Origin of the sequence: Blautia schinkii (assembly GCF_013304825.1) — a bacterium.
GTDB lineage: Bacteria > Bacillota > Clostridia > Lachnospirales > Lachnospiraceae > Blautia_A > Blautia_A schinkii_B.
Window position 1 is genome coordinate 58,791 of the sequence record NZ_JAAWUO010000007.1, and the last position, 14,679, is coordinate 73,469.

General features: G+C 44.1%; 11 protein-coding genes. 2 read left to right on the forward strand and 9 right to left on the reverse strand.

All coding sequences use genetic code 11. The features are described from left to right. Nucleotides 1-126: 126 nt before the first annotated feature. Together HFM85_RS06935 and purF are read right to left on the reverse strand one after the other, a co-directional pair. Nucleotides 127-360, reverse strand: a complete 234-nt coding sequence (locus HFM85_RS06935) for an HPr family phosphocarrier protein (RefSeq protein ID WP_456298181.1) — start codon at nt 358-360, stop codon at nt 127-129. Nucleotides 361-638: 278 nt separating this feature from the next. After that, complete coding sequence (purF, locus tag HFM85_RS06940; protein ID WP_119239956.1) at nt 639-2,033, reverse strand: amidophosphoribosyltransferase; 1,395 nt, start codon at nt 2,031-2,033, stop codon at nt 639-641. A gap of 391 nt (nt 2,034-2,424) precedes the next feature. Here purF and HFM85_RS06945 point away from each other — a divergent pair, with 391 nt between their 5' ends. Both HFM85_RS06945 and HFM85_RS06950 read left to right on the forward strand, forming a co-directional pair. Then, complete coding sequence (locus HFM85_RS06945) at nt 2,425-4,527, forward strand: glutamine synthetase III family protein (protein ID WP_173737607.1); 2,103 nt, start codon at nt 2,425-2,427, stop codon at nt 4,525-4,527. A 302-nt stretch (nt 4,528-4,829) separates the two neighbouring features. After that, nucleotides 4,830-6,554 carry an ammonium transporter gene (locus HFM85_RS06950; RefSeq protein ID WP_173737606.1) on the forward strand — a complete coding sequence of 575 codons (1,725 nt, stop codon included), beginning with the start codon at nt 4,830-4,832 and terminating at the stop codon, nt 6,552-6,554. Nucleotides 6,555-6,660: 106 nt separating this feature from the next. On the opposite strand, the gene HFM85_RS06955 is transcribed toward HFM85_RS06950, so the two are convergent. The 7 genes from HFM85_RS06955 to HFM85_RS06985 form a co-directional block, all read right to left on the reverse strand. Next, complete coding sequence (locus HFM85_RS06955; protein ID WP_044961278.1) at nt 6,661-7,311, reverse strand: trimeric intracellular cation channel family protein; 651 nt, start codon at nt 7,309-7,311, stop codon at nt 6,661-6,663. Nucleotides 7,312-7,528: 217 nt separating this feature from the next. Further along, nucleotides 7,529-8,041 carry a transcription repressor NadR gene (locus HFM85_RS06960; RefSeq protein ID WP_173737605.1) on the reverse strand — a complete coding sequence of 171 codons (513 nt, stop codon included), beginning with the start codon at nt 8,039-8,041 and terminating at the stop codon, nt 7,529-7,531. A gap of 192 nt (nt 8,042-8,233) precedes the next feature. Beyond that, nucleotides 8,234-9,088 (reverse strand): carboxylating nicotinate-nucleotide diphosphorylase, encoded by an 855-nt coding sequence (nadC, locus tag HFM85_RS06965; protein ID WP_118625355.1) that lies wholly within the window; start codon nt 9,086-9,088, stop codon nt 8,234-8,236. Between the two features lie 101 nt (nt 9,089-9,189). After that, complete coding sequence (locus HFM85_RS06970) at nt 9,190-10,449, reverse strand: FAD-binding protein (RefSeq protein WP_173737604.1); 1,260 nt, start codon at nt 10,447-10,449, stop codon at nt 9,190-9,192. A 24-nt stretch (nt 10,450-10,473) separates the two neighbouring features. Further along, on the reverse strand, nt 10,474-11,379 hold the full coding sequence (gene nadA, locus HFM85_RS06975; RefSeq protein ID WP_173737603.1) for a quinolinate synthase NadA: 906 nt from the start codon (nt 11,377-11,379) through the stop codon (nt 10,474-10,476). A gap of 255 nt (nt 11,380-11,634) precedes the next feature. Next, on the reverse strand, nt 11,635-12,555 hold the full coding sequence (locus HFM85_RS06980) for a sugar phosphate isomerase/epimerase family protein (RefSeq protein ID WP_173737602.1): 921 nt from the start codon (nt 12,553-12,555) through the stop codon (nt 11,635-11,637). Then, nucleotides 12,552-14,660: a cytidylate kinase family protein gene (locus HFM85_RS06985; RefSeq protein ID WP_173737601.1), complete on the reverse strand. Its 2,109-nt coding sequence runs from the start codon at nt 14,658-14,660 to the stop codon at nt 12,552-12,554. Before HFM85_RS06985 ends, HFM85_RS06980 begins: the two co-directional genes overlap by 4 nt. Nucleotides 14,661-14,679: the final 19 nt, after the last annotated feature.

Here is a 14,679-nt window from a genome sequence, read left to right on the forward strand (position 1 = left end):
CTATAAAATGGTTACAAATAAAAAACAGACGCCTGCCGAGGATTTCCATCTGATTTCCTGTCTCTGCAGCCACGTCTGTCTTTTCTTTTTATGTCTTTTATATCTTATCTGTCTCTGCACTGTCTGTCAGGCAACTGCATATTTCTGAAGGAAACAATTAAACTCATGATCCTCACCATGACAGGTTACTGTAAGAACCTTGGTCAGATCCATGCTGAGTATCCCAAGAATAGATTTTGCATCAATTAAAATTCTATTATATGAAATATCTACATCAAAATCACATTTACTTGCAGCCTTAACAAATTCTTTAACATCCTCTGTCGCATTCAATCTAATTTTTTTAGACATAAATATCATCCTCTCTTTTATCTCGGTAAAAACCGGCATTGTTCCGGCCTCGCTGTTTTCCTGTATTTTCCAGACCAGCGGCCTTTTCTCATCTGGTTGTCCCACATTATGTCTCATATTGTCAGATTTGTCAAGTTGATATTTTTTATCGTTTTGGACGTTTTTCCTATAGAAACCCGAATTTTATATGATAAAATCCGGGTTTCTTAGATATTTATTGTGCAGTTTTCATATTTTCATTTTTCAATCCATCATTTTTAACTGTGAGATTAATTCCATATAGTTCATTAATCCTGTTTGATTTCTTCTGGTATCTCCATCGGATAATTACCATCAAAGCATGCTTTGCACAGCGGAAGTCCACCCGCCATGCCTTCCAGATAATCAATCTGCATGTAGCCAAGAGAATCCGCACCGATCATCTTGCGAATCTCTTCCGTGCTATGCTGTGCCGCGATCAGCTGATCATTGGACGGCACATCCGTACCGAAATAACAGGGATGTAAAAATGGCGGGGAGCTGATACGTACATGTACTTCTTTGGCTCCGGCTTCTTTCAGCATGTGGATCAGATTGGCAATGGTAGTTCCACGGACAATGGAATCATCCACCAGAACGATTCTCTTACCCTTCACCACTGATTCCAGAACGCTCAGCTTCAGATGAACGCTTGACTCTCTCTCCTGCTGTGTAGGCTTAATGAAAGTTCTTCCAATGTAACTGTTTTTATAGAATGCAAAGCCAAACGGAATCCCGGATTCCTCCGAATAGCCTTTTGCTGCCGGAAGTCCGGATTCCGGTACACCGGTTACCAGATCCGCTTCTACCGGATAGGACTTTGCAAGAGATTTTCCTCCACGAATCCTTGCATCATAGATTTTTACGCCATCCATGGTGCTGTCCAGTCTTGCAAAATAAATATATTCAAAAACACAATGAGCATGCTTTTTCTGTTCAGCCAGTTTGCTAGATTTCAGTCCGTCCCTGGTGATCGTGACAATCTCACCCGGTTCAATATCACGGATAAATTCCGCTCCTACAGATGTCAGTGCACAGCTCTCAGATGCCAGAACATAAGCATTGTCTCTCTTTCCAAGACAAAGTGGTTTCAGTCCGTACGGGTCACGGGCACCGATCAGCTTCCTCGGGCTCATGATCACAAGCGCATATCCGCCCCTGATCTTCTCTACTGTTTTATGTACTGCTTCCTCTACTGTTGCAGAATGAACACGCTCTCTTGCAATATGGAAAGCAATAACCTCTGAATCTGTCGTTGTATGGAAGATCGCTCCTGTCTGGATCAGTTCCCATTTCAGAGCTTCTGTATTAACCAGATTTCCGTTATGCGCCAATGCCAGACTTCCCTTAATATAAGAAAGTACCAGCGGCTGTGCATTCTCCGCAACAGACTCTCCGGTGGTGGAATAACGAACATGTCCGATTCCGATGTCACCATTCATATTATGTACAACATCTTTTCGTAAAACTTCGCTTACCAGTCCGAGATCTTTATGAAACTGTACGTTTCCTCTTTCTCCGTCCGTCCTTGAAACGGCCATTCCGCAGGACTCCTGTCCCCTGTGCTGCAGCGAAGTAAGACCATAATAAATAGATGGTGCAATATTCCCTCCATCCAGATCATAAATCCCGAATACGCCACATTCTTCCTTTACTCCTGACATATTTTCCTCCATCTGTTTTTCCGTATTGTGTATCTTTGTAACTGGTCAAAAAGCTTCTTTTTCCATGATCACTTATGGCGATCACTGACTTTTCGAATGTATAACTACGATATCAGATTATAATAAAAGGACAAGATTTGTCAACCCTGCCTATTTTCCGACAGTCCGATCGCCCTGATCGATTTTTTAGATTTTTTTTAAAAAAGCTCTTGACAATCTTTAATTTTGGTGTATACTGCAACACATAAAGCAAAGGCGCTTTGGATACGACAAGTATCTGAAGCGCTTTTTTTGTTTTTTTCGGCCCGTAATACCGGTCATTCCGGCAGCGGTCCTTATAAGATAATTAAAAATTATAATGAATGAGTGAAATCGAAAGGAGTGTACCTATATGGCACAGAGTATCCCTGAAATGTATGGCAGTCTTGTATTCAATGACAAAGTGATGCGAAGCAAACTGCCAAAGGACATGTACAAAGCATTAAAGAAAACAATTGAAAACGGAACTCATCTGGAGCTGGATGTTGCAAATTCCGTAGCAGTTGCAATGAAAGAATGGGCTACCGAAAACGGTGCAACACATTACACACACTGGTTTCAGCCGATGACAAACGTAACAGCAGAAAAACATGACAGCTTCATCTCCCCTACAGGTGATGGACAGGTGATCATGGATTTCTCCGGTAAAGAGCTGGTAAAAGGTGAGCCGGATGCATCCAGTTTCCCGTCAGGTGGTCTTCGTGCTACTTTCGAAGCAAGAGGATATACAGCATGGGATCCTACTTCACCAGCATTCATCAAAGATAAGACACTTTACATTCCTACAGCATTCTGTTCCTACAGCGGAGAGGCACTTGATAAGAAAACTCCTCTTCTCCGTTCCATGGATGAACTTAACAAAGAAGCAGTTCGTATTCTTCACATCCTTGGAAACAAAGAGGTTCGTCATATCAACACAACAGTAGGACCTGAGCAGGAGTACTTCCTGGTTGACAAGGATCTCTATAAAAAGAGAAAAGACCTGATTTTCTGCGGACGTACACTTCTGGGAGCTTCCGCACCAAAAGGACAGGAGATGGAGGATCATTACTTCGGAGCTCTGAAACCTCGTGTTGCTGCTTACATGCATGATCTTGACGAAGAGCTCTGGAAGCTTGGCATTCCGGCCAAAACAAAGCATAACGAGGTTGCTCCTGCACAGCACGAGCTGGCTCCTGTATTTGATACCACAAATGTTGCTGTCGACCACAACCAGCTGACCATGGAAATTATGAAAAAAGTTGCTGACAAGCACAACATGGTCTGCCTCCTTCACGAGAAACCATTTGAGGGAATCAACGGAAGCGGTAAACACAACAACTGGTCCATGAGCACAGACACAGGTGTAAACCTTCTTGATCCTGGAAAAACACCGGCAGAGAATACACAGTTCCTGGTATTTTTGGTAGCTGTTATTAAAGCCGTTGACGATTACGCTGATCTTCTCCGTGTATCCGTTGCAAGTGCCGGAAACGATCATCGTCTCGGAGCAAACGAGGCACCGCCTGCGATCGTATCCATCTTCCTCGGAGACGAGCTGACAGACATACTGAAATCCATTGAAAATGACACCTTCTTCAACAACAAGCATGCAGTACAGATGGATATCGGAGCAAAGGTACTTCCTCACTTCACAAAGGATACCACAGACAGAAACCGTACTTCACCGTTTGCATTTACAGGAAATAAATTTGAGTTCCGTATGCTTGGTTCCGCGGCATCTGTTGCAAACCCGAACATCGTACTAAACACTGCTGTTGCAGAGGTTCTTGCTGAATTCAGCGCAGCTCTTAAGGATGTTCCGGAAGAAGAAATGGAAAGCGCAGTACATGCACTTCTTAAGAAAACCATTGAAGAGCATAAACGCATCATCTTTAACGGAAACGGCTATACAGACGAGTGGGTTGAAGAGGCTGAGAAACGCGGTCTCTACAACCTGAAAACAACTCCTGATGCTCTTCCTCATTTCATTGCCGAGAAGAACATTGAGCTGTTTACAAAGCATGGCATCTTTACAAAGGAAGAACTCTTCTCCCGTTACGAGATCTGGCTTGAGAACTATTATAAGACCATCAACATCGAGTCCAACACTCTTGCTGAGATGATCCAGAAACAGGTAATTCCTTCTGTATATACATATGTTGAAAAGCTTGCAGATACTGCAGCTGCAAAGAAATCTGTAGTAGCTGACGTTTCTGTAGCAAGCGAAGTTGCTCTGATCTCCAAACTGAGTACACTTGCAGACACCATGGCAACGGATCTGGAAACTCTGAAAGCAGATACAGCAAAAGCTCTTGCTTCTTCTGACGATGTACTTGCATGCTCTAAGGCTTATCAGGGAACTGTTCTGGAAGACATGGAAGCTTTAAGAAAATCCGCTGATGAGGCAGAGGCTCTGATCCCGGATGAGTTACTTCCATATCCGACTTATGACGAGCTGTTATTCTCTATCTGACAACTGATATCAGATAACAATTTCATACGGTAAATACAGGGGATATCCCTTATGAACTCTACTTCATAATTCATTATCGATTTCCTCATCCATTAATCACACGATACAGATATCCCCTGTTTTACATATACTTATTTTGATTTCGTAAAGGCGCGGAAGAGAATTTCCTCTCTCCTGCGCTTTTTCGTTATACTGATACTGGATAAATTCTGTCTGTTTTTCTCCTGTCCGGTATTATAAAAATCCTTTCTGTATATATCTTATATAATAGGAAAGAAAAAATTGGGAAAGGGAGTGTTACTATGTATTCTTCAGTAAACACATTATGGGTCCTCGTCGGTGCCGCACTGGTCTTCTTCATGCAGGCTGGCTTTGCAATGGTTGAAACAGGATTCACAAGAGCAAAAAACGCAGGTAATATCATCATGAAAAACCTGATGGATTTCTGTATCGGAACTCCGGTCTTCTGGCTGGTTGGATTCGGCATCATGTTCGGTGCAGGAAACGGTTTCTTCGGTAAGATCGGAGGAATCGCCTCAGAGGCAAACTACGGAAACGCAATGCTTCCGGATGGAGTTCCTTTCTGGGCATTTCTCATCTTCCAGACAGTATTCTGTGCTACCTCTGCAACTATCGTATCCGGTGCCATGGCAGAGCGTACTAAATTCATCTCCTACTGTATCTACAGTTTACTGATCAGTCTCGTTGTATACCCTGTATCCGGCCACTGGATCTGGGGCGGTGGCTTTATTAGCCAGATGGGATTTCATGATTTCGCAGGTTCCTGTGCCGTTCATATGGTTGGTGGTGTTGCAGCACTGATCGGTGCCATTATCCTCGGACCTCGTATCGGAAAATATTCCAAATCCGGTAAATCCCGAGCAATCCCCGGACATAACCTTACTGTTGGTGCACTTGGTGTATTTATCCTCTGGTTCTGCTGGTTCGGTTTCAACGGTGCATCCACTGTCAGCATGGAAGGCGATGCCATTGTAAGTGCCGGAAAAATCTTCGTAACAACAAACCTTGCAGCTGCCGTTGCAACTGTAACAGTTATGCTGATCACATGGATCCGCTACAAAAAACCGGATGTTTCCATGTCACTCAACGGTTCTCTTGCAGGACTGGTAGCCATCACAGCAGGCTGCGATACTGTATCTCCTACATCTGCAGCTATCATCGGAATCATTTCCGGATTCATTGTAGTATTTGGTATTGAATTCATTGACAAAGTTCTCAAAATTGATGACCCTGTTGGTGCTGTTGGTGTTCACGGTCTCAACGGTGTTTTCGGAACTCTTGCTGTAGGTCTTTTCTCTGACGGTGCAGGTACCGAGTGGAAAGGTCTCCTCACAGGCGGTGGTTTCCACGGCTTTGGTGTTCAGTTTATTGGTATGGCTATTACTATCGCATGGGTTGCTGTTACTATGACAATTATCTTCCAGGCGATCAAACACACCATCGGTCTTCGCGTTTCCGCTGAGGAAGAGATTGCAGGTCTGGATGTGAAAGAGCATGGCCTTGCAAGTGCATACGATGGATTCTTTGTACAGGATACCATGACAAAGGCTCCGGCTCCAATGGGAACTTCCGTAAAAGCCCCTGTTGTAAAACACGCTCCTTCTGCTCCTGCTGAATCTGTTCCTGAGATTCCGGCAGACGGCGTACACAAACTGACAAAAGTTGTTATCATCACACGTCAGAACAAGCTGGATGAATTTATGCAGGCCATGAACGAGATTGGCGTAACCGGTATCACTATCACAAACGTTATGGGATGTGGTGTTCAGAAGGGTGCTCCAACCTACTATCGTGGTGTTGAGGTTGACATGAACCTCCGTCCGAAGGTTAAGATCGAGATCGTTGTAAGTCTCGTACCTATTCAGAAGGTTATTGATACTGCAAAGGCAGTTCTTCATACCGGCCAGATCGGTGATGGTAAAGTCTTCGTTTACGACATCGAAAACGTAGTAAAGATCCGTACCGGCGAGGAAGGCTTCCTGGCTCTGCAGGATACAGACGCATGATCCTCTTATAATCAAAACAGATAAAATCTTTCTACGCAATATAAACCAAATAAAAGCCAGAAAAGATCCGGAACAATTCCTTAAATGTTCCGGATCTTTTCATATATTATTCTCTTCTCAGTCTCGGCAGATTCCACCGATAATGCGCTGCCAGATACCGGATCAGGATCACCACTACCGTTCCGATCACCATAGCCGGCACTCCACCCCACAGCCTGTATATCCAAACACAGGCAATGGCACCTACAATAGATGCACAGGCATAAATATGGCGCACAAAAATATATGGCGGTACTCCTGCCATCATATCACGGATCAGACCGCCGCCAACTCCTGTGACAGTCCCAAGAAACACAAGAAAAAAAGTTCTTCCCATATATCCCTGTGAAATCCCCTTATCAACACCCATAACAGTAAACACGCCAAGTCCAACCGTATCCATCACCAGCATCACCTTATCATAGACCAGCCGGTTCCCGCCTTCCAGAAGCTCCTGTTTCCAGTACATCACTGCAAAAACAATACAGGACGTCACTGTTGCCACAATGGTATACAGCGGATCCTGAAACATTCCCGGCGGCACGATTCCCAGGATAATATCCCTGGTAGCTCCTCCTCCCACTGCAGTCACCACTCCTAGAACGCAGACCCCGAAAATATCCATTCCCCGCTGCGCTCCCACCATAGCTCCGGAAGCAGCAAACGCAATAGTTCCTGCCATCTCCAGCATAAATGTAAACATGCTCTGATAATCCATTTCCCCCTCCATGCATATCAAACCGTATTTTTTCTCACCCTCATATCTGCATCCTGTTTTCCCTGTCTGTACATTTCCACAAGGTGCACATTTCCGCAGGGTGCAAGAAGGAACCCTGCCATGCAGGATTCCTTCTCCTATTTTCGTGATCACTATATTTTCATATTAACAGAATTTTCTCATTCTGTATATCTTTTCTTTTTGTATCTGACTTCTGTTATTCTGCTTCGATCAGAAATCCTCGCCGTTTCAGCATATCCTGGATCATATCCAGGATTTCCTCGGATTCTGCTTCTACTTTATGATAATGATAATCCGATGTGATATTCTTCAGAGGACTGGACTTGCCGCTTCGGATATCCTCCATAAAGTTCTCAACCTGGCGTCTGGATCTGATATTCAGTTCTGCCTCAATATGTCCGTAAACTCTGTGATTCACCATTACATTGATCACTTTTCCGCCAAGATCCACAATCCCGCAGAGCTCATTCTCCAGATCTGCATCTGTATGATGCACTTTGAATATCCGGCTCACAGTATGAGGAGCATTGAAAATATATCCCCTGTTGGTGGATATCACGTCGTTCCCTTCTGCGCGTATCAGCGCAATATCCTGCACGATCACCTGTCTGCTGACCTGAAATGTTCTGGCCAGAGCACTTCCCGAGACCGGCCGGTCACTGTTTTTAATTTGATCCATGATCGCTGTCCTGCGTTCTGAACCAGTCATTTAAGTTCCCCTTTCCTGGCTGTACCTGTACTTTTTATTCCGATATCTATCTCCTTCATTCTCGCGATATCTCCCACCCGGTTCAGATATTACCTGTTATGCCTCTGCTTCCGACAATTCTCGCTTCTTTTTTTCTGATATTCCGGATATTTCCTGTCACAGCACTCGGTATTTTGCAAAATTCCGTGATCTTCAGGAAAGCGGATGAAGATTCTTAAGTGAAATATCAAGAATCGGTGCGGAATGTGTTAATGCACCACTTGATACATAGTCTACACCAACATCCCTGATCTTTGCAATATTTTCTTTTGTAACATTTCCGGAACATTCTGTTTTCGCTCTTCCGTCAATGAGTTTTACTGCTTCTTTCATCATTTCCGGAGTCATGTTGTCAAGCATGATGATATCTGCTCCAGCTTCAACAGCTTCTTTTACCTGAGCAAGAGTTTCCACCTCAACTTCGATCTTGCGGACAAAAGGAGCGTACTCCTGTGCCATTTTTACAGCATTTGCAACGCTTCCTGCCGCTCCGATGTGATTGTCTTTCAGCAGAACTCCATCAGAAAGATTATATCTGTGGTTCTGTCCGCCGCCTACGCGAACTGCATATTTCTCAAAAATACGCATATTCGGCGTTGTTTTTCTGGTATCCAGTAAAGTGATCCCTGTTCCCTCAAGAAGAGACGCAACCGAATGTGTGTAAGTTGCGATTCCGCTCATTCTCTGCAGATAATTCAGTGCTACACGCTCGCCGGAAAGAAGCACGCGGATATCTCCGGTAACTTTTCCCATTTTCTGACCTTTTTTTACTTCATCACCGTCTTTACAGAACAGCTCTACTTTTGTATCAGCATCCAGAAGCGTAAATACACGGCTGAAGATTTCCAGTCCCGCAATGATTCCATCCTCTTTACAGATCAGGTCTACCTCTCCCGGAACTGCTTCTTTCATAACAGAGTTTGTGGTAACGTCTTCGCTTGAAATATCTTCTTTTAAAGCCTCCAGGATCAGATGATCTACCTGGAGTGTCATTGTAATTTTATTCATTTTACAATACCTTCTCTTTCCTAATTATCATAGCAGCCCTGTTCTCCGAAGCAAGGCTGCTCTCTTCTTTCATAATACGGATATTATATTGCAGGCTGCATTCACGCCGCACCTGCAGCACTTTTCTTTTCTGTGGAGATTGCTTTCGCCGCGCGCTTTGCAAACACAAGGCTTTCCAGCAGGGAATTACTTGCCAGCCTGTTAGCTCCATGTACACCGTTGCAGCTGGTCTCTCCCACTGCATAAAGCCGGTCCATACTGGTCTTGCTGTCAGAATCCACCCAGATTCCTCCCATGAAATAATGCTGAGCAGGAACAACAGGGATACATTCCTTTGTCACATCATAGCCTTCTTCCAGACATCTCTGATAAATATTCGGAAAATGATTCAGGATCGTATCTTTATCAATATTCTCCATGGAAAGCCATACGTGATCTGTTCCTTCTTTTTTCATTTCTTCCCGGATCGCATTTGTTACTACATCTCTTGGAAGAAGTTCATTGACAAACCGCTCTTTTTTGCTGTTATAAAGTACTGCACCTTCTCCGCGGACTGATTCTGAGATCAGAAATCTTCGGCCTGGTCTCTTGGAATACAGCGTTGTCGGATGGATCTGCACATAATCCAGATGTTCCAGACGCACATTATGTTTTTTCGCAATATCAAGGGCGTCACCTGTGAGATGTGGATAGTTGGTGGAATGCTCATATCTTCCTCCGATTCCACCGCTTGCCAGGATCGTATCCTGTGCATAGATTTCTACCTGGATTTCTCCACCTGGCTGGATTTCCTCCTGGATCTTCACAGCATTTCCAGCTTCCATTTCTTTCAGACGATCTCTGTTACCTTCCGCGGAAACAGCCTTTAAGCCCGCACATTTGTCGTTTTCCACAAGAATATCCTGCATGGTAGTATATTCCAGAATTGTTACATTATCAAGCTTTAACACCTGCTGGAGAAGCTTTTCGGAAATTTCTTTTCCTGTGATATCTTCATGATAAAGTATCCTCGGTCTGGAATGTGCGCCTTCTCTTGTATAGGCAAAATCATCTCCATCCATCTTGAAATCCACACCATATCCAACAAGGTCATTAATGATGTCCCTGGAGCCTCGGATCATAATGTCAACGGATTCTTTTCTGTTTTCGTAATGTCCTGCCTTCATGGTATCTTCAAAATAACTGTCGTAATCATTTTCATCACGGAGCACGCAGATTCCACCCTGCGCCAGGAAAGAATCGCTGCTTCTCATATCCTCTTTTGTGATGATCACGATCTTTTTATCCCGCGGAAGCTTCAGCGCACTGAACATTCCTGCAACACCTGTTCCGACGATCACTACATCTGTTTTAATTTTCATTGCATTTCGCCTCTCTGTCTCTGTTTATTTTGCCAGTTCCAGCATCCGTTCCAGCGGTTTCTTTGCTTTTTCACGAGTCTCATCTGTTACATACACTTCATTCTCTCCTGTTTTCAGAACATGGAGAACTTTTTCCAGAAGTACTTTTTTCATGTTTTTGCAGACCGGAACCGTTTCTGTGAAGTAGAATTTTTTATCCGGGCAGATGGTTTCCAGCTTGTACTGAACGCCGCATTCTGTGCAGATGATAAATTCTTTGTTATCGCTTTCCTGCGCATATTTAATGATCCCGGATGTGCTTCCGATATAATCAGCCTGTTTTAAAACTGTCTGCGGACATTCCGGATGAGCCAGAACCAGTGCATCCGGATGGTCCTCTTTCGCTTTTTTTACTTCTTCCGGATCCAGAAATTCGTGGACAATGCAGAATCCTTCATTATAAATAAAATTCTTCTCAGGAACCTGCTCTGCAATAAAGTGTGCAAGATTTCTGTCCGGAATAAAAAAGATATTTTTGTTCGGAAGTGCCTTCACGATCTTTACTGCATTTGCGGAAGTAACACATACATCTGAAAGCTCTTTCAGTGCTGCTGTGGAATTGATGTAACAGACAACTGCTACATCGTCATATTCTTCACGCACTTTACGGATGCCTTCCTCTGTTGCCATATGGGCCATCGGACAGTCTGCATCCATTGCAGGCATCAGAACGGTTTTGTCCGGACTTAATATCTTTGCGCTTTCTCCCATAAATCCTACGCCACAGAACACGATGGTCTTCTCTTTCGCGCTGGCTGCGATCTTGCTCAGATAAAAAGAATCTCCTATATAATCTGCTACATCCTGTACTTCCGGACGCACGTAGTAGTGTGCAAGGATGATGGCATCTTTTTCTTTTTTTAATTTCTGGATTTCTTCTGCAACTGTCATTATCTTTCACCTTTCCTGCAGGATTTTTTTGAATTCCTGCTTTTGCTTTCTGGTCTTTATTATGCAGATACTTCTGATCTGCTTTTTTATTATCATGTAGCTTTTTCAAAACATCTTACACATAATACCACAGTCCTTTACATGTGACAAGACAGTTGTTTGATATATGTAAAGTTTTTGTAAAAAAGGCAGCAAAAAAACACGGTTTCCACAATGAAACTTTCATTCTGGAAACCGTGTTTCTGCACGCATTCATTATTTACCCAGCAGCTCTCTTTCAATCCGCTCTCTTGCTTCCGGTGCCTGTTTATCCATCTTCTCAGGGAATCCAAACATGGAAACGCAGGCAATATTATCGCCGCCAGCTTTCGGCGCATCTGGTTTCAGCTGCTTGTTGGCGAAATCCATTTCTCTCAATGTCTCAAAAATCCCGTCAAAATCCACATCTCCTTCGCCCATAGCCAAATGCTGATGTACAGTCACATCTGCTTTTCCACGTCCATTAAGCCACGGTGGATTCAGAATATATCTGCAGTCCATAGTCTGGTTAAAAGTATCTGCAAAGAGCACATGTGTCAGCTCATCGCCTGCATATTTCAGCATGGAACGCACATCACCTTTTCCTTCATCATAGAAGAATCCATGCGGAGAAGAATATACGTATCCAAGGTTTGGAGAACGGAACGATTTCACCATATCACAGGTCTCATTATTCAGCTCGCAAAAATCATACGGATGGGACTGGATTTCCACGCGGATGCCCTCACGCTCAATCAGAGGAAGCAGCTCTTCCATGGATTTAAACCACATACCATTGCAGATCTCCTGCTGGTTCGGATCACCGGAAAGCTCTGTATTGATAACTTTTACGCCCATATCTCCTGCAATTTGTATCATACGCTTCCAGTTTGCAACCGCAAACTGCCTCTGTTCCTCTGTCGGACCGGACCAACGGTATACTACGATAAAAGAAGAAATCTCTACACCGGTTTCCCTCAAAGCCTGTCTGTATTCCTGCTCACACTCTTTCGAAAACAGCGGATGCTTATAGAATGGATTGATTCTCGGATGAGGAGACTGTTCAATATATTTGTACCCCCAATCTGCAACCTGATGAACCATACGGTTGATATCCATCTGCTTTGCAAGAACATCTACGTCAAATGCGATCTTCATGATGCATTCCCTCCTTTTTCCTCTTCTTTATTCCGGATATAATCCAGGATCAGACCGGCAGCTCCGGCCGCTCCTGTTTTGGATACATTGATCACCATATCGTAATAATGGGGATCGTCTCTGCGGATTCCGGTAAACTTCTCATAGTATTCATTTCGGATCTGATCACGTTTTTTCAGCTCTCCAAGAGACTGACCTTTATAATATTCCTGTCCCTCTTTTTCCCGGTAATCATCATCTGCATAAACGAAAAAGCTGTATGTATGCGGCTCTCCGCGAAGTACATAGTTGGCACATCTTCCCAGGAATACACCTGGTCTTCTCTCAGAGAGTTCTCGGATGATCTGACTCTGCACTTCAAACATCTGAACACCTGTGTAATCTGCTGCCGCACCTGCCGATGAATGTCCATACGGGGAAAACGTAAGCTCAGAGTCCTCATAATTATAAGAATCCAGATACTGCTTTACGCTTTCCAGATCTGCTTTCTCCATACCGAACTTTTCTGCCATAAGACAGATGATCTGGCGGTCATAAACCTTGCAGTCCAGTGCTTTTGCAACATCCTCGGCAATCTTTCTTCCACTGCTGCCATACAGTCTTCCGATTGCCACGTTGATCCGGTTTCCGGAAGCTTCCGGTAATGGCATGGACTGGATCTCGCCCTGTACAGATGCAGTTTTTTCTCCGGCTTCTCTCTGGATCAGCTCTCTCATCATCCTGTCATAAACTTTATCCAACTGATAGCAGGCTGCGATCACAAACATCACCACCCAGATTGCTATCGGAACATACAGATAAAATTCCTTGATCACACGGATGGCTTCTGCCGACTGCTCCGCTGCTGTTGCCTTTGTTCCATCAAAATATGCTGCCGAAAGAATTCCTCCCATAATAGCAGAAGTCAGTCCTGAACCTGCTTTCTGGCCCATGCTCATAGACGAGAACATCAGACCCTCCACACGCTTGCCGGTTTTCCACTGGCCATACTCAATGGCATCACTTGGAAGAGAATACTGCACGCCATAAAACGGTGCGATTCCGATTCCTCTCATAATACAGGTTACAACGCCAAGAGAAACGCTGGTAATGTTCATCAGAAACAGAAGCTGTCCTGCAACCCCCAGGATACAGCCGGCACAGATGAGATTTCTTTTTCCATAGCGCGGAAGCACCTTCGGCAGAAGGGCAATTCCTGCCACAGTTGCCAGTTTCTCAGCTGCGGAAAGAGGCATGACGAGGTCTACATTTCCAAGTACATACTGGCAGTAATAGGTAAGGTCCGTTCCGATAATGATCTGATATGCGGTATAAAAGATCATCAGCCCCAGAGCAATGAGAAAATACCGGTTGGTAACAGTTGCTTTAAATGCTTCCGCAAAAGGAATATCTTCCTTTTCCTGTTTTGCTGCTGAAACGCGCTCTGTACAAATCATATAAGTGTTCACAAGCACACCGACAGAAATGATCGCATAGCCAGCAGTTACCAGAATCCAGGCCATCTGCTGATTACCTGTAATATTTGCCACGATATTGATCAGCGGCAGCGTAAACGCAGTAATGATCATACTTGCCGTGATAGACAATACCATGCGGATGTTACAGATCACATCACGCTCACGGCGGTCACGGCTCATCAGAGAGCCCAGTGCATGGAACGGCTGGCTGATAGCAGTGTATACAACCGTATTCATGATATTATAAGTAACAAAAGCATAAATGATCTTTCCCATATTTCCTATCGGCGGCATAGTGAACAGAAGCACCGCTGCCAGCGCATAGGGAACTGCAAGTCTTAAAATCCAGATCCTTGCCTTTCCATACCTGGAATGGGTCCGGTCGATAACAGTTCCCATCAGCACATCGGAAAATCCGTCAAAAATACGGGACAAAAGCATGATCATTCCTACTGCACCTGCTGATATTCCAACAACATTGGTATAAAAATAAATCAGCAGAGTTGTAGTCATGGTATACATCAAGGTCAGTGCCGGATCGCCAAAGCAATATGCCAGTTTTTCCGACAACGGAACCTTGATGAATTCATTCAAGTCTTTCCCTTTCTGCTTATAATTCAACAATTCAGGGATTCCCTTACCAGCCATAGTATCTACCTCCTATCGG